21 protein-coding genes are annotated in these 19,070 nt (G+C 27.8%); 15 read left to right on the top strand and 6 right to left on the bottom strand.

Features of this window, described 5'->3' with window-relative positions:
- Window positions 1-21: 21 nt before the first annotated feature.
- A complete protein-coding gene (locus O0R46_RS07695) occupies window positions 22-1,257 on the top strand; it encodes an aminotransferase class V-fold PLP-dependent enzyme (RefSeq protein ID WP_269311156.1) in 1,236 nt (411 codons plus the stop codon).
- Window positions 1,247-1,693 (top strand): Fe-S cluster assembly sulfur transfer protein SufU, encoded by a 447-nt coding sequence (sufU, locus tag O0R46_RS07690; RefSeq protein WP_269311155.1) that lies wholly within the window; start codon window positions 1,247-1,249, stop codon window positions 1,691-1,693. Before O0R46_RS07695 ends, sufU begins: the two co-directional genes overlap by 11 nt.
- A 121-nt stretch (window positions 1,694-1,814) precedes the next feature.
- On the opposite strand, the gene O0R46_RS07685 is transcribed toward sufU, so the two are convergent.
- Complete coding sequence (locus O0R46_RS07685) at window positions 1,815-2,273, bottom strand: NUDIX hydrolase (RefSeq protein WP_269311153.1); 459 nt, start codon at window positions 2,271-2,273, stop codon at window positions 1,815-1,817.
- A gap of 251 nt (window positions 2,274-2,524) precedes the next feature.
- Here O0R46_RS07685 and O0R46_RS07680 point away from each other — a divergent pair, with 251 nt between their 5' ends.
- Together O0R46_RS07680 and O0R46_RS07675 are read left to right on the top strand one after the other, a co-directional pair.
- Window positions 2,525-2,989 carry a MarR family winged helix-turn-helix transcriptional regulator gene (locus O0R46_RS07680; RefSeq protein ID WP_269311152.1) on the top strand — a complete coding sequence of 155 codons (465 nt, stop codon included), beginning with the start codon at window positions 2,525-2,527 and terminating at the stop codon, window positions 2,987-2,989.
- A complete protein-coding gene (locus tag O0R46_RS07675; protein WP_269311151.1) occupies window positions 2,940-4,397 on the top strand; it encodes an MATE family efflux transporter in 1,458 nt (485 codons plus the stop codon). The genes O0R46_RS07680 and O0R46_RS07675 overlap by 50 nt, the downstream gene beginning before the upstream one ends.
- Window positions 4,398-4,503: 106 nt before the next feature.
- Here O0R46_RS07675 and O0R46_RS07670 read toward each other — a convergent pair whose 3' ends face one another.
- The 3 genes from O0R46_RS07670 to O0R46_RS07660 all read right to left on the bottom strand — a co-directional run bounded on the left by O0R46_RS07670 (window position 4,504) and on the right by O0R46_RS07660 (window position 6,245).
- Window positions 4,504-5,022 carry a hypothetical protein gene (locus O0R46_RS07670; protein ID WP_269311150.1) on the bottom strand — a complete coding sequence of 173 codons (519 nt, stop codon included), beginning with the start codon at window positions 5,020-5,022 and terminating at the stop codon, window positions 4,504-4,506.
- A 3-nt stretch (window positions 5,023-5,025) separates the two neighbouring features.
- Window positions 5,026-5,427, bottom strand: coding sequence for a tetratricopeptide repeat protein (locus tag O0R46_RS07665; protein WP_269311149.1), 402 nt, complete (start codon window positions 5,425-5,427; stop codon window positions 5,026-5,028).
- 71 nt (window positions 5,428-5,498) lie between these two features.
- Window positions 5,499-6,245, bottom strand: coding sequence for an HAD family hydrolase (locus O0R46_RS07660; RefSeq protein ID WP_269311148.1), 747 nt, complete (start codon window positions 6,243-6,245; stop codon window positions 5,499-5,501).
- Window positions 6,246-6,586: 341 nt separating this feature from the next.
- Here O0R46_RS07660 and O0R46_RS07655 point away from each other — a divergent pair, with 341 nt between their 5' ends.
- From O0R46_RS07655 to O0R46_RS07625, 7 genes are all read left to right on the top strand, one after another.
- On the top strand, window positions 6,587-7,285 hold the full coding sequence (locus O0R46_RS07655) for a response regulator transcription factor (protein ID WP_269311147.1): 699 nt from the start codon (window positions 6,587-6,589) through the stop codon (window positions 7,283-7,285).
- The gene (locus O0R46_RS07650; RefSeq protein ID WP_269311146.1) at window positions 7,269-8,735 is read left to right on the top strand and encodes a sensor histidine kinase; all 1,467 of its coding nucleotides are present in this window, start codon (window positions 7,269-7,271) and stop codon (window positions 8,733-8,735) included. Before O0R46_RS07655 ends, O0R46_RS07650 begins: the two co-directional genes overlap by 17 nt.
- 690 nt (window positions 8,736-9,425) lie before the next feature.
- Window positions 9,426-10,886: a hypothetical protein gene (locus O0R46_RS07645; RefSeq protein ID WP_269311145.1), complete on the top strand. Its 1,461-nt coding sequence runs from the start codon at window positions 9,426-9,428 to the stop codon at window positions 10,884-10,886.
- 137 nt (window positions 10,887-11,023) lie between these two features.
- A complete protein-coding gene (locus O0R46_RS07640; RefSeq protein WP_269311144.1) occupies window positions 11,024-11,929 on the top strand; it encodes a bifunctional enoyl-CoA hydratase/phosphate acetyltransferase in 906 nt (301 codons plus the stop codon).
- 9 nt (window positions 11,930-11,938) lie between these two features.
- Window positions 11,939-13,000 carry a butyrate kinase gene (gene buk, locus O0R46_RS07635; protein WP_269311143.1) on the top strand — a complete coding sequence of 354 codons (1,062 nt, stop codon included), beginning with the start codon at window positions 11,939-11,941 and terminating at the stop codon, window positions 12,998-13,000.
- A 102-nt stretch (window positions 13,001-13,102) separates the two neighbouring features.
- Window positions 13,103-13,762, top strand: a complete 660-nt coding sequence (locus O0R46_RS07630) for a helix-turn-helix transcriptional regulator (RefSeq protein ID WP_269311142.1) — start codon at window positions 13,103-13,105, stop codon at window positions 13,760-13,762.
- A gap of 284 nt (window positions 13,763-14,046) precedes the next feature.
- Complete coding sequence (locus tag O0R46_RS07625; protein ID WP_269311141.1) at window positions 14,047-14,208, top strand: hypothetical protein; 162 nt, start codon at window positions 14,047-14,049, stop codon at window positions 14,206-14,208.
- Window positions 14,209-14,296: 88 nt separating this feature from the next.
- Here O0R46_RS07625 and O0R46_RS07620 read toward each other — a convergent pair whose 3' ends face one another.
- Entirely contained in the window at window positions 14,297-14,551 is a 255-nt protein-coding gene (locus O0R46_RS07620; protein WP_269311140.1) for a hypothetical protein, read from the bottom strand.
- Between the two features lie 207 nt (window positions 14,552-14,758).
- On the opposite strand from O0R46_RS07620, the gene O0R46_RS07615 reads away from it, so the two are divergent.
- The 4 genes from O0R46_RS07615 (at window position 14,759) to O0R46_RS07600 (ending at window position 17,808) form a co-directional block, all read left to right on the top strand.
- Entirely contained in the window at window positions 14,759-15,688 is a 930-nt protein-coding gene (locus O0R46_RS07615) for an MBL fold metallo-hydrolase (RefSeq protein ID WP_269311139.1), read from the top strand.
- 30 nt (window positions 15,689-15,718) lie between these two features.
- On the top strand, window positions 15,719-16,522 hold the full coding sequence (locus O0R46_RS07610) for a GTP pyrophosphokinase (RefSeq protein ID WP_269311138.1): 804 nt from the start codon (window positions 15,719-15,721) through the stop codon (window positions 16,520-16,522).
- A gap of 1 nt (window position 16,523) precedes the next feature.
- The gene (locus O0R46_RS07605) at window positions 16,524-17,231 is read left to right on the top strand and encodes a metallophosphoesterase (protein ID WP_269311137.1); all 708 of its coding nucleotides are present in this window, start codon (window positions 16,524-16,526) and stop codon (window positions 17,229-17,231) included.
- Between the two features lie 79 nt (window positions 17,232-17,310).
- Window positions 17,311-17,808 (top strand): 5' nucleotidase, NT5C type, encoded by a 498-nt coding sequence (locus tag O0R46_RS07600; RefSeq protein WP_269311136.1) that lies wholly within the window; start codon window positions 17,311-17,313, stop codon window positions 17,806-17,808.
- A 58-nt stretch (window positions 17,809-17,866) separates the two neighbouring features.
- Here O0R46_RS07600 and fba read toward each other — a convergent pair whose 3' ends face one another.
- Complete coding sequence (gene fba / locus O0R46_RS07595) at window positions 17,867-18,793, bottom strand: class II fructose-1,6-bisphosphate aldolase (RefSeq protein ID WP_269311135.1); 927 nt, start codon at window positions 18,791-18,793, stop codon at window positions 17,867-17,869.
- Window positions 18,794-19,070: the final 277 nt, after the last annotated feature.

The raw sequence follows: 19,070 nt of genomic DNA, 5'->3' as shown, positions 1-19,070 counted from the left end.
TTTATTTGTGAGGTGAACCATATGAATAAAGAAACAATAAACAAAATAAGAGAAGAATTCCCTTACTTAGATAAGGAAAAAATGGGCAGAGATATAGTGTATTTTGATAATGGCGCTACTTCTCAAAAACCTAAATGTGTTATTGATGCGTTGGCTAATTACTACAGTTACGAAAATGCAAATCCACATAGAGGGGCACATTATTTAGGAATTTTAGCTACAGAAAAGTATGAAAATGCTAGAAAGATAACTCAAAAGTTTATCAATGCTAAATCAGAAAACGAAATTATATTCGTTAGAAATACTACTGAAGCATTAAATCTTATAGCTTATTCATATGGCCTTAGTAAGCTAAAAGCAGGAGATGAAATACTTATTTCAATAGCTGAACATCATAGCAATTTGGTTACTTGGCAGTTTGTTGCACAAAAAACAGGTGCGGTTCTAAAATACGTATATCTTAATGACAAGAATGAAATAGACATGGATGAGTATAAAAAAGCTATTAATGAAAATACTAAAGTAGTGTCACTTGCAGGAGCATCAAACACAGTAGGTGGTGTAGTAGATATAAAGGAAGTAGTAAAGGCTGCTCATAAAGTAGGAGCTGTAGTATCAATTGACTGTGCACAGTTGTCACCACATTTAAAAATGGATGTTCAAGATTGGGATGTAGACTTTATATCTTTTTCCGGTCACAAGATGTATGGACCTATGGGTATAGGTGTTCTATATGGTAAATTTGAAATATTAGACTCAATGCCACCATTTATGTTTGGTGGAGATATGATAGAGTATGTTTATGAACAAGAAACAACTTTTGCACCCGTACCTGCTAGATTTGAAGCTGGTACTCAGAATGTTGGTGGAGCAGTAGCTTTAGCAGCAGCAATGGAATTTATGGAAAGAGTAGGAATAGAAAATATTCATGAACATGAGTTAGCACTTACTGACTATGCGTATAAGAAGATGAGTGAACTTGATTTTGTTGAAATATATTCTACAAATTCATATTTAAGGTCACCGCTTGTTGACTTTAATATAAAAGATATACATGCTCATGACGTATCAACAGTACTTGATACTTATGATATAGCTATTAGAACAGGACACCACTGCACAATGCCTCTACATACTTATTTAAAGCAAAATTCTACTTGTAGAGTAAGTTTTGCAGTGTATAATACCTTTGAAGAAATTGACTATTTCATAGATAAGTTAAAAGAAGTAAGAAAGGTGATGGGATATGGATCTTAAGAGTTTATATACAGATATGTTGCTTCAAGAAAGTAACAATAAAGCAAATAGAAGAAACCTGGATTCACCAACATTTAGTGAATTAGGTCATAATCCAAGTTGTGGTGATGAAATTACTCTACAACTTGAAATGGATGGAGAAACAATTAAAGATGCTAGTTTTGTTGGAGAAGGGTGTGCTATATCTAGAGCATCTACTTCAATGATGATAGATCTTATAAAAGGAAAGAACATATACGAAGCTAAAGAATTAACAGAAAAATTTATAGGGATGATAAAAAAGGAAGTTCCTGTAGATGAGGATTTAATGGATCAGCTTGGTGATGCAGTAGTTCTTGAAAATGTGTCTAATATGCCAGCTAGAGTAAAATGTGCTGTACTTGCATGGCATACACTATCTAATATAATTGAAAATAATTATGACTTAGATAAGTAATTAGAATATTTATCATTAAATTTAAATTTAATGATAAATAAATATTATAAATGTTAAGAGGACTTGCAATGCAAGTCCTCTTTTAAAGTACTTATATAAATAATAAATATTATTGAGATTTTTATAAAAATTTTAATTCATATTTTAATAAATCATCATTATGATAATATAAATATAAATCAAATATTTTGGAATCCTCAGCAAGTAGATTTAAAAAAATTTTGTCTCCCTCCCAAAGATTTAGTGTAAAGATATTGTCTTTATCAATCCAATGAAGCTCTCCTTCTAGGCATTCTTGCAAGATTCCATGGAAATTATTACATGTATATAAATAAATTAATTCCTCTGAATGATCATTGTAGAAAAAATGTATGAATCCTCTAAAGTCACAAGAAATTGCAGTATATCCAGTTTCCTCTTTTATCTCCCTTATCATACCATCAATTGGTTTTTCATTTTTTTCAATTTTTCCCCCCACACCTATCCATTTACTTTTATTTATGTCGATTTCTTTTTTTGTTCTATGTAGCATAAGAATTTGGTTATCCTTTTGCATATAGCAAAGAGTCATTTTTTTCATATAACACCTCTATTTTTCTATAACAATTTTTATTTATAGTTATTCTTTTATGTGCATATTTTATTATATTAGATGATATATAGCAAGGTAAAATTAATAATTAAAATATAGTCATAATTATAATTATTTTTTTAATTTTTTGAAAACGATAACTTTAAAATAAATAGTTGACTATGCAACTAAAAAATGTTAAACTAAATATAGTTGATTAGTCAACTATTTATTTTACATAAGTACAAGGAGATGTAAGCATGAGGAAGAGTACAGGTGGATTAATATCTGTTTTATATAGAAAGGGATCTATTTATAAAAATATGTGTTTAAAAGAATTAGATATAACAGCATCAGAACAATCATTTTTATGCACATTATATGAAAATAACGGAGTATCTCAAGATTTTTTATCTAAATATTTAAATATTGATAAAGCTTCAACAGCTAGAGTAATAAAATCACTAATAGATAAAAAAATTGTGAAAAAAATAAAGAATGAAAATGATAAGAGAGAGAATAGGATATTTCTAACAGACAAAGCTAAGGATATTAGAGAAGAAATATTTTCTGTACTAGATAGTTGGAGTACAGTTTTGACACAGGGTATGTCAGAACAGGAGAAAGAACAATCATACTATTATTTGCAAAAAATGGTGGAAAATGTGGAAAAGTATGAATACGATAAACATAGTAAAAAAGAAAGGGAATATGATGGAAAATAAAAGCGAATTAAATGATTTGAATATTGTAAATCAAAAGGAGGTAAGTGAAAACCCATTGGCCTATGAAAATATAAATAGGCTTTTATACAAGTTTTCTATTCCAGCAATTATTGGTATGACAGTAAATGCTTTATATAATGTAGTAGATAGAATGTTTATAGGAAATGCGGATTATTTGGGTGCCAAAGGTCTTGCTGCTATTACAATATCTTTTCCAGCTATGATAATAATGATGTCTATAGGTATATTATTTGGAGTTGGGGGAGCTACTTTATTTTCACTTAGTTTGGGAAGAGGACATGTCAATAAAGCGGAAAAAATATTAGGTAATGTTATAAGTTTATCCTTAATAAGTGGATTAATTATTACTATAATTGGTAGTTTATTTTTAGATGATTTGCTCAAACTATTTGGAGCAAGTCAAAGTATACTACCATATGCAAGAGAATATATGAGGATAATATTTTTGGGTACTGTATTTCAAGTAACTGGTATGGGCTTAAATAATTTATTAAGAGCAGATGGAAAACCTAAGTTATCTATGACTACTATGTTTATAGGGGCTGGTACTAATATTATTTTAGATCCAATATTTATATACATATTAAAAATGGGTATGGCAGGTGCAGCTCTTGCAACTATAATATCTCAATTAATATCTGTAATTTGGGCAATACAGCCTTTCTTGTCAAAATCAGCCAAGCATAGATTAAGGTTAATAAATATGAAATTAAATTCTAACCTTGCAAAAGAGATTATAGTATTAGGTATGCCTGGTTTTATACTACAGCTGGCAAATTCATTATTAAATATGTTGCTAAATAACTCATTAGCTTCATATGGAGGAGATATAGCTGTATCGACAATGGGAATAATAAATAGTGTGCTTACTTTATTAATATTACCTATAATAGGTTTAAACCAAGGATTGCAACCTATAGTAAGTTTTAATTTCGGTGCAAGGCAATATAATAGAGTTAAAGAAGCTGTTAAAAAAGCTATAATAGCAGGTGTTGTATTTTCAAGTTTTGGATTTTTAATAGTACAGATTTTTCCGCAAGTATTAGTGGGAATATTTAATAGAGATCCAGAGTTATTGAGATTTGGCTCACATGCTATAAGAATTTGGTTGATGTGCTTACCAGTAGTTGGTTTTCAGATTATTGGAGCAAACTTTTTTCAAGCAATTGGAGAATCGAAAAAAGCTATGTTTTTAACAACTACAAGACAAGTATTATTCTTAATGCCATCTATAATTATTTTCGCAAAAATATGGGGTCTAAATGGTATATTATTTGCAGCTCCGTTTGCAGATGCATTAGCGGCTAGTATAACATTTGCATTTTTCTATAAATTTATCAAAAAATTAAATGAAGGCGAAGTTATTCCTGAAAAAATTGAATATTAATTATATTAAAATGATATAAATTTGAATTTATGTTGGAATATAAAACAAAACTCCCAGTTTAAACTGGGAGTTTTGTTTTTGTAATTTTATAAAATAAAAAATTTTATTAAAAGTTATCTATTTTTAACCTTTTTCTAATTTTATTATAGTAGAATTCAATAAATTGGCTGTAGATAAAATCGTATATGATAAATACAAAATTATATACTATTATGTATAATATTTTCATATCAAACATTATCAATAATTTTGTAGATATGAAATATAATAATATGAATACTAAGTTTGCATATAGTAATTTTAATACATATTGAAATTTTATATTTTTATTTTTCTCAATTATAGCTTTTATACATCCATAAATACCAAAGCTTAGAGCATACACAAAAAAATACATTTTATTTGTAAGTACTATAAAAGCTAATAATATAGAGGCTAAACTAAAAACAATTGATGTTTTTAAACCAAATTCTATTAATACAATTGCTGAACAAAAAGAAGCTAGTGCCAATAATGCTAGTGTGTTAGTTTCAATTATATTTACTAAAAGTAAAATAATAGTATTGATTGCTAATATTAAACCAGAAAATGCAACTTTAAGAGATTGTGATTTACTTTTATTCATATATTAACAACAACTAATTAAATCGCCACCACAACATTCGCACATTGAATCAGCACACCAAAGAGTACAGCATGTATCACAACAGTTACCACCACAACATCCTGGATTACCTAGGTTGGTTCTACTTCTATTGTAGTAATCAGCTCTTTGATTGTAGTCATTTCTTCTATTTATATACTGATCAAATGCACTAGAGTATATTCTATTATTTGGCTCCATAAATTTAGCTCTCTTTATATAATCTTCGCCTTCTTCATAAAAACCAAGATTCATAGCAGTTATACCTCTCAAGTAAAACCATTCGGCATCTCTTTCTGAAAAATTATTTAGAGTATCATATGCTCTTCTATAATTTCCTTGTGACAATAAATTTTTAACGTATGAATAATCAACACCTATAGTCATAAAACTACCTCCATATAAAATAATATTACTAATTCTATTTATATTACTATTTTTACCTTAAAATACACTTATTAATAATCAGATCTCTCTATATTTTCCATATGTAAAACATCAGCTCGTAAATCATATATTACATCTTTTCTTTCTACTACAATTTGAGCTTTTTTACGTAGTATTTCATCATTATAAAGATGTGTAAGTAATTCCCTAGTGGGATTTATGGCAACAGGATATTTTACTCTTGATAGCATGCTTACATCTCCATTTGTATCACCATATGCATATGAGTTTTCCATGTCTATATCATATTTTTCTATAAACTTGTCCATAGCTTTATTCTTACTTTCTGCATCCCACATAGGTATTACGTCACCTGTGATTCTACCGTTGGCAACTATATATGTACTACCAATATTATCACTTACGTTATACTTATCAGCCATTCTTTGAACTAGGTAATCAGGAGAGCCAGAAATAAATATTACTATATGATTTCTATCTTGATGCCATTTTATCCTAGATCTTGTATACTTATAAACTCTATCCGCTTTTAATTTTATTACTTGGTCACAAGAAAAATTAAGATCATTATAACTAAGACCTTTAATAGCTTCCACATATTGATCAGATATCTCATGAAGATAATCGTCATAATTACCTTGTCTTTTTTCCCAGTTTCTATAGGTAGTCTCTAGATGTTCAGACCATTTTCTCTCATTTATTAAATCATACTTTATTAGCTTTTTGAAATGTTCTATAAGTAAAGAATCTCTATATAATGTCCCATCTATATCAAAAAATGCTGCAATTTTTCCCATAATTCACCGCCTACATATATTTTCTATAATTATAACATATATTATATAATATATTGTTAAATTAGTATAAAAGATAAATTTGTAACAGAATTAATGGTTTTAAAGTGTAAAAAATTTGAAATGTATGTAAAATACTCAACTATAATTAAGAAAAAAATGCACTATACTATTAAAAGTTTCTGAAATATGTTATAATTAATAAGTAGTATCAAATTAAATTATTAACACATATTTTAATTTAGTAAAATTAAAAATGTGCAAAATCTAATAAATTATAGTTAGTTTGATTTATATTAAGGGGGATACTAATCTCAGAGTAAATATGTTTGTAGGAGTATAAAATGAAAAAAAAGATTTTTGTTGCCGACGACGAAAAAAATATTAGAGAACTTTTAAAAACATTTTTGGAAGATGAAGGTTATAAAGTATTTTTATTCGAAAACGGAGATGATTTGTTAAGTGAAATGAAAGTTACTAATCCTGATTTAGTAATTTTGGATATTACAATGCCAGGAACAGACGGTCTGAGTGTATGCTCAATCATTAGAAAGAAAAACGATGTACCGATTATATTACTTACTGCGCGCGGATCAGATGCAGATTATATTACAGGCTTTACTCTAGGATGTGATGACTACTTTACAAAACCTTTTTCACCAGTTAAATTGGTTATGAGAGTAAAGGCTATGATGAAAAGACTTTCACCTCAAAAAAATGAAGTAAAAGATGAATTGGAATTTGGAGATATTACAATATATCCAAAGTTAAAAACTTCTTATTGTAAAGATTCAGTTTTAAAATTGACTAATACTGAATTTATGTTGATGTGTCATATGTTTAAAAATACTGATAGAGCAGTATCTAGAGAAGAACTTTTAAATGTTATTTGGGGTTATGAAAGCGATGTTGAGACGAGAGTTACTGATGATACAATTAAAAGGCTAAGAAAGAAGCTTAATAGTTGTAATAGTAATGTTGAAGTTGAAACTATATGGGGGTATGGATTTAAACTAAATATAAAAAATGAAAACGAAGACTAAATATAATAATGTAATTAGCAGAAAATTTGAATATAGAAGAAAGTTAAAATATAATTTATTTAGAATACCAACCTATATTGTGTTGGCAACTCTATTAATAGTAATAGTCTCATTTTATTATTTTTCAAAGGAATATGTAGATAATAATACAATGACATCTATGGAAAAAAAGTTTTCATTATTTGATGAATATTATAATTCACCAAAACATGAAGTTGACTGGAATACAGAGGAAGACATCTATCAAATGGTGCCAGTTAACAGTATATTAATAGATGAAAGTAAAAATATTATTCACCCAAGTACCAATGATGTTACACAAAGAGAATATGATAGAGTGGAGAAGATAGCAAAAAAATATAATGTTTTTAAAATAAGTAGAAAAGATGATAAGCCTTCCAAAATTTCAATTGACAATAATACATATTATACAAAACTAAGGAAATATGAAGGTGTATATGATGAATCTTTTGTAAGAAAGGCTACAATACAGGAACAAAGAGCAGGAAAAGAAAAAGTGTATATTGTAATTTTATATACTAATATCAGCCCTAGCCAAAATTTCATTGAGCTTATGATTAAGATGCTTATATTATTGATGTTAAATTTTGGATTATTTTCAACATTATTTATTTTCTTAGTTGCTAAGGAAGTAGACGGATCATTTAGAAATTTAAAGAGATATATTATTGGTGTAGGGCAGGGAGAAAAAGTAAATAGATTTAGACATTTTGATTATCTTGAATTTGATGATATTGCAAACTCAGTAGATGATATGGCAGATGCTAAAAATAAATCTGAGGAGAGTAAAAAAATATTTTTTCAAAATGCATCACATGAATTGAGAACACCTTTGATGTCCATACAAGGATATGCAGAAGGTATTGAATCTGGTGTATTTAAAGATAGTAAAAGAGCAGCACAAATCATAATTGAGGAAAGTGAAAAGATGGCAAATCTAGTAAATGAAATACTTTTACTATCAAAAATTGAGTCTAACAATATAGTTTCAAAAAAAGAAGTATTAAACTTCAAAGATATTATACATTCATGTGTATGGGATACTGAAAAAATTGCTAAAACTAAGGATATTCTCATTAATACAGAAATTTCTGATGAAGAAATGCTGGTGTATGGTGATGAGGAAATGCTTGAGAGAGTAGTAAATAATATATTATCTAATGCTCTTAGGTATGCAAAGACTAAAATAGTAGTTACGGTAAGAATAGTAGATGGTTTCGTATTATCAAGTATATATAATGATGGAGAATCAATTGATCCAAATGATATGCCACATATATTTGATAGATTTTATAAAGGTAAGAATGGTAATTCTGGTATTGGTTTATCGCTTGCAAAAGATATAATTACTAAGCATGATGGCTATATAGATGTATATTCAAATGACCAGGGTGTGACATTTGTTATAAAATTAAATTTACATAAATAGATATTAAGTTAAAAAATGAATAAAGGCAAAAAATTATTTGAGAAATATTTTTGCCTTTAATTTGCCAAATATTTAGCATAATAAACCACAGAATTACACTTAATTATGATTACTTTATAATTCTATGTGTTATATAATGTTTTTACAGTCGTTATTAGAGATTTAATAGTACTTTACTAATCTCTTTTTCATTTTTTTATTGCCAGTTGCTTATAGTGACTGGCAATTTTTTGTACAAAAAAATTATGTGAAAGTTTTTATAAATATATAAATGTTTATTTTTACACTTAATGAATATATTTTATATATTAGCCACAATTTACATGTTTAGTGGCTATATTATGCTAATTTAACATAAATTTGCCTATTATTTTCGTGTAAAATTATTTAAAAATAACCATATTTTAGGTAAAATTATTTTTGATAATATATTATAATTAAGTTACAGTCGTTATTAGAGATTCAATAGTACTTTACTAATCTCTTTTTCATTTTTTTATTGCCAGTTACTATATAGTAACTGGCAATTTTTTATGTATTTTTGTAGAAATGCTTATTTTGAAGTATAATTTTAATATAGATTTTATGGATAATATAGAATATTATATATGGATATAAATAGATTAATGATAAAATAATTTAAAACACTTATTTTGTGGTATATAAATAAAAATATAGGTTGGAGGAAGTATGAGATTTATTAAATCTTTTTGTACAAATACAAGGCTAATGGGAACGATGATGATGATGATTGAATGGATAAATCATGATCATGAAATAGTTTCACATGTTTTTATGCTTGATGCAGAGGGACTAGGTATATCAGATTTTTATGAATTAAAGTATTTAACATATGAACAGAGAAATCTTTTTTATAAAAAGAAGTATGGTGGTCTAGGTGGAATCAATATCAATTTAGCATTAAATGAGTCTTTATATTTAGTTAAGCAATATTTAAATAAAAATATAAGTTATAATAAAATTTTGCCAGAAAAAATGAATCACGACATAATCAGTTTTTACAGCAGTTTTAACTTTGTTGAAAAATTTAATAAGGTTAATGTATATTATGAAAGGATGTTAAATTATGAGAATGATGAAAAGAATAAGCACAATAAAGAAAGTAATAAAGATAATAAAATTTGTTCTATATGTGATTACAATAGGAAAAAGCTATTCGCAAGTATCTTCAGGCAAGAAGGTTACTGCGAGAGATTTGAGAGCTCTGAAAGACCTGAAGAATTCAAAAGCAATTTTAGAGATGAAAAATTCAAAAGAATTCAGAGATTTGAAGAAGGAATTTCTATAGAAAGTAAGATACTTGAAATAAATCCACGTTCAATATTTGATAAAATATCAAAAAAATTTGAAAGTCCAGTAGAATTTGTTCAATATATGATTATGAGGTTTGTAGCTAGAGATAGAGAAGCATTATATCATTACTCTAATAGGGAAGAATTATCTAAATCACATATTAGTGAAATTAATGGAACTTTATTATATTCGCAAGTATCAAAAATGATGGAATATGTTTATAAGTCTGAATTTGTATTTGAAGATGAAGATGGATATTATGAAGCTAGTGCAATAGTTAAGTTTTTGAATATTGATGATTTAGATATTGAAAAAAATACGATAAATAAAGATTTTGAGTTTTTAAATGAAGATATATATCAAAATTACAAATTGACATCAATAATTGTTATAGATAAGCATAGAATTAGTGAATGGGATGTTCAAGAAATTATGGAAAAAGAAGAATTTGTTGACATATACAAATTTGAAGAAAATATAACAGAAGAACAAATAAAGGAAGAAATATACCAAAAATTTTTGACTATACAAGAAATAGAGTTTAATAGTTGTAATTTATACACTCAATATTTCTCAGACAATACACATGTAGAAGAGTTTATTTATAGCATAAATTCTGACATTATGTTTAATATATTCATAAGAAATAACACTTTATATTTATTTACGTATGATGAAAATTATAGAAGCTTTACTCATGATTTTTTACAAAGCGTATTCAGTAGAAAAATTCAATATGATAAATATGTGAAATTTGATACGAGTATATTGCTAGATTTTATAGATTCTGATAGTATTGACTTAGATGAATATATAGACGATTATTATAATTTGTAAAACTGGGTATTATTGACTTAGGACGAAATACGCCTTGTCGATAATGCCTTTTTTATATATTAATGTATTTTAAGTAAACGTTATTTTGATTAAAATCAAAAGTGTTAAATTTGCAGATTGCAAGAAAGGATAGTATTATGATTAAGAATTTTGAAGAAGTAATAGAAAAAGTAAAAGCATACCCAGATACTAAGCGTTGTGTTGTGTGTATGGCAGATGAAGCAGCTATAGGCGGCGCTATTGAAGCTGAAAAAATTGGTCTAGCTATACCAATTTTTGTTGGACACGAAAGAGAAATACATGAAGTATTAGAAAAAAATGGTAAAAATACAGATGATTATCAGATAATTGTCGTGGATTCACCGGAACTAGCAGCAGAAAAAGTAGTAGAGTTTATAAGAGATGATAAAGCAGATTTTATATTAAAGGGTCATATAGAAACAGCAGTATTGATGAGAGCTGTAGTAGATAAAGAAAAAGGACTGAGAACAGATAAGCAAATGTCACATATGTCTTTTGAACAAGTGCCAACGTATCACAAAATTATCACTATAACAGATGGTGGTATGAATACATATCCAGATGTGGAGGCAAAACAAAAAATTGTAGAAAATGCTGTAGAAGTATACAGAAAATTAGGCTATGATTGTCCGAAAGTAGCGTGTTTAGCAGCAGTTGAAAAAGTAAATCCAAAGATGCAGTGTACAATCGATGCTGATGAATTAAAGCAAAGACAACAAAGAGGAGAAATCAAAAATTGTTTAATAGAAGGTCCTATTTCATTCGACCTTGCTTATAGTAAAAGAGCGGCTGAAATAAAAGAATATCATTCAGAAGTAGCAGGAGATCCAGATATATTATTAGTACCAGATATACAAGCAGGTAATATATTGGATAAAACATTTAACTTTGCAGCTCAGGGTAAAATGGCAGGATTTATTGTGGGCGCAAAATGTCCGATAGTATTGACATCAAGAAGTGCTTCTGCAGAAGAAAAATACTTATCAATAGCTATGGCAGCTTTAGTTCAGCATGCTAAATAGGAGGTAAATATGAAAATATTAGTAATCAATCCAGGCTCAACATCTACGAAAGTAGGATTATTCGAAGATTTAAATGAATTAGTTGTAGAAAATATTGATATACCAGTAGAAGAATTAAAAAAATTTGAAGATTTGTATGATCAAATTGATATGAGATATAATCAAGTTATGGGATTTTTAAATAAGAACGGGCTTGAAGCTAAAGATTTAGATGTTATCGTGTCAAGAGGAGGAATGTTACCACCACTACACGCAGGTGCGTATTATATAGATGACGAACTATGCGAAATAATGAGATACCATCCAGCTCAATTCCATGCTTCAAATTTAGGAGCATTAGTGTCAAGTAAAATATCTAAACTAGCAGATATACCAGCATATATATATGATGCTGTATCTGTGGATGAGTTAGCAGATGTTGCTAGATTATCAGGTGTAAAGGAATATCCAAAGAGCAGCTTTTCACATGCCTTAAATACCAGAGCTGTTGCAATGGAACATTGTAAATTAAATAATATGGATTATAAAAATTCATCATTTATAGTTGCACATTTAGGTGGAGGTATTTCTATGAATTTCCAAAAAAATGGCAGATTAATAGAAGTTATTTCATCAGATGAAGGACCTTTTTCAACTAATAGAGCAGGAGCAATTCCAGTATATAGCTGCATAAAAATAGCGAAAGATCAAGGTTATATGGGCCTTCAAAGATATGAAGACAGTACAGGTGGACTATATTCATATCTAGGAACTACAGATGCAAGAGAAGTAGAATCTATGATAAATTCTGGAGATAAGGATGCAGAAAATGTATATAAAGCTATGGCTTATCAAATATCAAGATACATTGGTTCGCTATCTGTAGTAGATGATGGTAAAATAGATGGAATATTGTTGACAGGTGGGATGTCACATTCAAAAATGTTGATAAATTGGATAAAAGAAAAAACTTCTTTTATAGCTCCTATTAGTATATATCCAGGAGAATTTGAAATGAAAGCCTTGGCTGCAGGTGGTTATAGAGTTCAAAATGCTCAAGAAGAGGCTGACTATTTAAGACTGTATAAGTAAAGTTTTTTAATATAATTATACAAATTTTAAATAACTTGTTGTATAATTAGTATAATAAAACTTTAGGAGAAGGGAGTGCAATAGTTAATCTATTGAATTATTATGGAAATAGGTACATATAAAGGAAAAGTAAATGACTTTGAAAGTTTTGTAGAATATTTGAATGTAATGGCTATTATTATCTCAGAAATGTTCGGGAATAGATGTGAGGTAGTAATTTCAGATATAGATAATCCAGATCAAGCCATTATGTCGATATATAATGGTCATGTTACAGGTAGAAAAATAGGGGATCCACTTGCAACAAAGTCTGAAGAATTAATTGAGAGAAGTATCGGGGGATACAATGTCAACTACAAAAAAACAAATAAGAAACTAAAAAAAGAAATCAAGTCATCTACAATAGTAACAAATGCCTTTGGTAAGAATATTTCTTTTTGTATTAATTACGATTGTGATGAATTTGTGGAATTACAATCTTCATTAAAAAGATTCTTGTCTATGGGTAGCGAAGGATATCAAGAGTTTGAAACTTATGATAATGGTGAGTTAGTAGAACAAAAACTAATGGCCGAAGTTGAAAAAATGGGCAAGTCAATTGTAAGTATGAACAAAAATGATAGAATAAATTTAATTAGAAATTTAAAAAATGTTGGTGTATTTAAGATACAAAAAAGTGTTCCGTATATAGCCGAACAGCTTGGTGTATCTAGATATACTATATATAATTATTTAAATGAGATAGAAAAAGAAGAAAAATAATAATTTTTTGAGAAAATTTTATAATTTTATGTTTTAAAAAAGTATTAGTGGGCAAATATATAATACAAACATAATAAATTAAAATACTCAATCTCCCCAAACGAGAACCATATCCCCCTATGGTTCTCGTTTATTTTTTATATAAATACAAAACTTTAAATTGAGAGATTTATGATTTTAAAAATTATTTTATTTCAAATATTTTATGTATTTTAGATATTTACTATCATGGTGGGTATAAAGATAAGAATGAAAAATATACGGAAATTTAGGAGGTTATTGATATGGAAAATAATAATTACAGAGTAGGGGATTTAGTTACAATTCTTACAACTGGCGAAAAGGCGAAAATAAAGCAGATACAAATGACTTCTACAAGTTATAAGTACTATTTAGAAGGGATGGAAAATCCTTTTAAAGAAGAGGAAATAGCCAAAGAAGAATAATAAAGTTATAAAATTTAAAAGAAATAAAAAAGGCCTTCATAATATGAAGGCTTTTTTATATGAAAAATATTTATATTATAAATATTAACTATCTTCTTTTTTTGTCTACGAATGAAGGACCGAGATATTTTTTTATGTCTTCTACAGGTGAAAAATCATCAATTAGTATTTCTCTTCCTGTATCTTCAAAGACAACCAATATTTCGCAATCTCCTTGAAGAAAAAACTTTTTAACTGTCTCTTCTTTTATTTCTCTAACTTTAGTAATATTCTTTTTTTCTTTTTCGTAGTCCTTTGTGTAATAAGAACCCATCATATTTATAAATTTTGTATATCTATTCATTATAAACTCCTAATTGTCCAAATTAATATTTATATATATTATACACATTAAAGCAATGAATCTCAAGCCATATAAAAGATTAGGTGAATAATACTTTATTTGTAATAAAAGATTGTATCTTATTTTATAGGTATGTTAAACTAGAATAGTAAGACAAACTTTTTAAATACTACAAAAGATATATATTTAGAATTGTGAAGGTAATAAATGGAATTAATGAATATAAGGAATAATACATATTGGATTAGAGGTGGAACAAATACAGGTTTATATGTATTTGAAGACAATACAGCTCTGATGATTGATGTGGGATTAGGCGGAGATAGGCAGGAAAAAATATTAAAAATACTAAAAGATAATAATATAAGTGTTTCTTATATTATTAATACGCATGAACATGAGGATCACATAGGAGGAAATTATCAAATTAAAAAAGAGTTTCCTAATTTAGAGATATATGCTTCAAAAAGAGCAAAGGTATTTATAGAAAATCCAGACATATACCTAGATTATCTAACTGGTGGTAGAAGGAGTGATATATTAGTAAAAGAGGTAGAAAAATATATACAAAAGAGTGTTACTATTGATCATGTAATAAAGCCTGGAGATATATTAGAGTTAAAAGGACATAAGTTCACTATAGTCGAGTGTTCTGGTCATACAGAAGGTGGAATAGGTGTTTTAACAGATGATAAAGTTGTATTCTTGGCTGATTTGATGGTAACAGAAAATTCATTGAAAAAATTTGATTTTCTTTTTATGTCTGATTTTGCTAGTCAAATATGGTCATTGGATAATTTGAGAAATATTGATTTTGATATTGCTATTTTAGGCCATTCCAGTGGGAAATATTCGAAAAAAGAAACACTAGATATTGCTACCAGTAACTATAAGGCTCTATTTAGGATGCTAGAATTTTTATTAAATTCATTGAATAGAGCTAAGACTTTTGATCAATTAATTAAAGATTTTGTGGATAAGAGATACTTGGTAAAGAATTATATAGCATTTTTAGAATATAGAAATTCTTTAAACGCTGCCTTAGCTTATTTACTTGATTCAGATGTTATTACATATACACTAAATAATAATATGCTTAGGTACAAACTAAGAAATATAGATGATATAAAAAATTAATTACTAATTTATGAAATGAGGAGGATATATATGGATTATGAAGCTTGGAAAAATATTATAAGTCCATACTCATATGCAGTGGAAGAATTAAAAATTAAATTTAAAAATATAAGAAAAGAATATTTAGATAAGGGAGAGCATTCACCAATTGAATTTGTGATGGGAAGAACGAAACAAATTTCTTCTATAATGGCAAAGATGAAAAGGTTGGATGCCGAAAAACTTGAAGATATTGAGGATATAGCTGGTATTAGAATTATGTGTCAGTTTGTGGAAGATATTTATTTAATAAAAGACATCATAAAACAAAGAGAAGACATGAGGGTAATATTAGAAAAAGATTATATTAAAAATGTTAAAGACAGTGGTTATAGAAGCTATCATTTAATAATTATGTATCCAGTGCATACAATAGAGGGACAAATAGAAGTGATGTGCGAAATTCAAATACGTACACTTGCCATGAATTTTTGGGCTACTATAGAGCATTCTTTAAAGTATAAATATGACCATTATATACCAGAAGAATTGGCAAAAAGACTTAAAAGGTCGGCAGATGCAGCGTTTAGCCTAGATCAGGAAATGGGTGTAATTAGAGAAGAAATCATAAAGGCACAAGAACTATTTACAGAAAAGGAGAATGCTATATCAGATGTGTACTCTAGAATATACAAATTAAGGGAATTTGGAGATAATGAAAGGTACTTCCAATACAGGAGTATTTTAAATCAAAGAGCAGCACTTAATGATATAAAGGGATTGATAGATTTAAAATATGAATTGGATAAAATATTAAAAACAAAGAAGTTAAAAACTCTAACAACGGAGGATTAGGATGAAATTATTTGCAATAGGAGATTTACATCTATCAACCTCAATTGATAAACCAATGAATATTTTTGGAGAAAACTGGCATAAACATGAAAAAAAAATATTTTCTGATTGGCAAAATAGAGTATCTGAAGAGGATATTGTTCTTGTAGTGGGAGATATTTCTTGGGCATCAAAGTTAGATGATGCAATGCTTGATTTAAATAAAATATACAAGTTAAATGGAAAAAAATATTTTATTAAAGGCAATCATGATTATTGGTGGACTACAGCTAGTGCATTAAATAAAAAATTTGACGATACTATGATATTTATGAATACTTCTTTTCAGGTTATAGGTTCTTATGCCTTATGTGGAACTAGGGGTTGGACTACACCAAATGATATTAGATTTGAAGAAAATGATCAGAAGATATATAAAAGAGAAGCTAACAGACTAAGGATTTCTTTAGAAAGTGCTAAAAAATCTGGATTTGAAAAAATAATTGTGATAATTCATTATCCACCTAGTAATGAAGAAGGAGATAATACTTTATTCAAAGAAATAATTGATGAATACAAAGTAGAACATGTAATATACGGACATCTTCATGGACAAGAAAGCTTTGAATATGGTATAAAGGGATTACATAAGAATACTAAATATCATTTGGTTTCATGTGATTATTTAGATTTTAAATTAAAAGAAATAGAAGAAATAAAATTAGATTAGAGGTGTTTTTATTAATATAAAAAGCAAGAGAAATATTTGTATAGATATAGATGGTACGATAACAGATCCATATTTTTTCGTGCCATATTTGAACGAATTAACTGGTATTGATTTAAAAATAGAAGAATATGTATCTGTAGATTGGAATGATACATATGGTCCTGAATTCTCAGAAATGTATAAGGCTTTTGATACAGAACATACTGATATATATTTAGAGGCAAAATTAGTGGATGATAGTTTATATGTTATAGAAAAACTCTTAGAAAATGAAGATAAGATCTACTTTGTTACAGCAAGACAAAAATCCATTGAACATATAACTTTAAAATGGTTGGACAAAGTTGGTCTAGGAAAGATAAAAGTATATTCTTTAGATGGTAATGAATCAAAAGTACCTATGGCTAAAAAATTAAAGTGTCAGTATTTTATAGAAGATGATCCGAATAATGCAAAAAATCTTATAAAAGCAGGCATTGAAGTCATACTAATGGATACTAATTATAATAAGAGTGTAATAGGTAGTAAACTTCACAGGGTTAAAAATTGGAAAGAAATTCAAAATATATTATTATAATATATTATATAAAAATAGCGAAGAAAAATCTTCGCTATTTTTATTTTCAAAATATATATTATTTATTTGAGTCTTCTGATCCTAAAACATTTTCTATTTTAGTGATTACTACTTCTTTAATAGCATCTCTACCAACACCTAGATATTTTCTTGGATCAAATTCCCTAGGATTTTCAGCTAAGAACTTTCTAATTGAAGCAGTCATAGCTAATCTAAGGTCAGTATCCATATTTATTTTACAAACTGCCATTGAAGATGCTTTTCTTAGCATATCTACTGGAACACCTTTAGCTCCAGCTATGTCTCCACCATACTGGTTACAAACTTCTATCACAGCTGGATCAACTGCAGAAGCACCGTGAAGAACTATTGGGAAACCAGGTAGTTTGTTCTGTATTTCTTCAAGTATATCAAATCTTAATTTAGCTTCACCTTTGAATTTGAATGCTCCGTGTGAAGTACCAATAGCAATTGCTAATGAATCTACTCCAGTTCTATTTACAAAATCAACAGCCTGATCTGGCTCTGTATATTTATGGACGTCTGATGTTACATCATCTTCAGTACCAGCAAGAACACCTAATTCTGCTTCAACAGATACGTTGTTTTTGTGAGCATATTCCACAACTTCTTTAGTCACAGCTATATTTTCTTCGTAATCTAAGTGAGAACCATCAATCATTACAGAAGTAAATCCTGCATCTATACACATCTTAGCAACTTCAAAGTTTGGACCATGATCTAAGTGTAAGGCACAGTCAACACCTGTTTGTTCTGAAATAGTTTTTACCATTTCAACTAAAGTATTTACACCTGCATATGATATAGCAGACTTTGAAGCCTGAATAATTACAGCAGAATTTTTTTCTTTACAAGCTTCCATTACACCCTGAAGCTGTTCCATATCACTGATGTTGAAAGCTCCTATAGAATATCCGCCTTCATAAGCTTTTTTGAACATTTCTTTAGTATTTATTAATGTCATTTTTCTCCTCCTTGAAACTTTTAATACATACCTTATGAGATATTATACCAAAAAAAAATGATTTGAACACTTTTTTATTTTCATTAATTTTTCCCAGTTTAAAGTTTCATATTAAAAAATTTAAGAAAACTTAAGAAAATATTGAGGTAATACTTAAGGATTTATGGATATAATAAATATAAATAATAAGTTATTGTATATATTTGAAAAAAATGTATAATAAATAAGGTATTGAATAAATTTAGCAAGTTTTTTATAGAAATTATATGAAAAATTT

It is taken from the genome of Peptostreptococcus equinus (assembly GCF_027125355.1).
GTDB lineage: Bacteria > Bacillota > Clostridia > Peptostreptococcales > Peptostreptococcaceae > Peptostreptococcus > Peptostreptococcus equinus.
This window is presented reverse-complemented; position numbering and strand designations above follow the sequence as displayed.

Coding starts and splice junctions, on each gene's coding strand:
- O0R46_RS07695 (WP_269311156.1), top strand. CDS start 22: ATGAATAAAGAAACAATAAACAAAATAAGAGAAGAATTCCCTTACTTA.
- sufU (WP_269311155.1), top strand. CDS start 1,247: ATGGATCTTAAGAGTTTATATACAGATATGTTGCTTCAAGAAAGTAAC.
- O0R46_RS07685 (WP_269311153.1), bottom strand. CDS start 2,273: ATGAAAAAAATGACTCTTTGCTATATGCAAAAGGATAACCAAATTCTT.
- O0R46_RS07680 (WP_269311152.1), top strand. CDS start 2,525: ATGAGGAAGAGTACAGGTGGATTAATATCTGTTTTATATAGAAAGGGA.
- O0R46_RS07675 (WP_269311151.1), top strand. CDS start 2,940: ATGAATACGATAAACATAGTAAAAAAGAAAGGGAATATGATGGAAAAT.
- O0R46_RS07670 (WP_269311150.1), bottom strand. CDS start 5,022: ATGAATAAAAGTAAATCACAATCTCTTAAAGTTGCATTTTCTGGTTTA.
- O0R46_RS07665 (WP_269311149.1), bottom strand. CDS start 5,427: ATGACTATAGGTGTTGATTATTCATACGTTAAAAATTTATTGTCACAA.
- O0R46_RS07660 (WP_269311148.1), bottom strand. CDS start 6,245: ATGGGAAAAATTGCAGCATTTTTTGATATAGATGGGACATTATATAGA.
- O0R46_RS07655 (WP_269311147.1), top strand. CDS start 6,587: ATGAAAAAAAAGATTTTTGTTGCCGACGACGAAAAAAATATTAGAGAA.
- O0R46_RS07650 (WP_269311146.1), top strand. CDS start 7,269: ATGAAAACGAAGACTAAATATAATAATGTAATTAGCAGAAAATTTGAA.
- O0R46_RS07645 (WP_269311145.1), top strand. CDS start 9,426: ATGAGATTTATTAAATCTTTTTGTACAAATACAAGGCTAATGGGAACG.
- O0R46_RS07640 (WP_269311144.1), top strand. CDS start 11,024: ATGATTAAGAATTTTGAAGAAGTAATAGAAAAAGTAAAAGCATACCCA.
- buk (WP_269311143.1), top strand. CDS start 11,939: ATGAAAATATTAGTAATCAATCCAGGCTCAACATCTACGAAAGTAGGA.
- O0R46_RS07630 (WP_269311142.1), top strand. CDS start 13,103: ATGGAAATAGGTACATATAAAGGAAAAGTAAATGACTTTGAAAGTTTT.
- O0R46_RS07625 (WP_269311141.1), top strand. CDS start 14,047: ATGGAAAATAATAATTACAGAGTAGGGGATTTAGTTACAATTCTTACA.
- O0R46_RS07620 (WP_269311140.1), bottom strand. CDS start 14,551: ATGAATAGATATACAAAATTTATAAATATGATGGGTTCTTATTACACA.
- O0R46_RS07615 (WP_269311139.1), top strand. CDS start 14,759: ATGGAATTAATGAATATAAGGAATAATACATATTGGATTAGAGGTGGA.
- O0R46_RS07610 (WP_269311138.1), top strand. CDS start 15,719: ATGGATTATGAAGCTTGGAAAAATATTATAAGTCCATACTCATATGCA.
- O0R46_RS07605 (WP_269311137.1), top strand. CDS start 16,524: ATGAAATTATTTGCAATAGGAGATTTACATCTATCAACCTCAATTGAT.
- fba (WP_269311135.1), bottom strand. CDS start 18,793: ATGACATTAATAAATACTAAAGAAATGTTCAAAAAAGCTTATGAAGGC.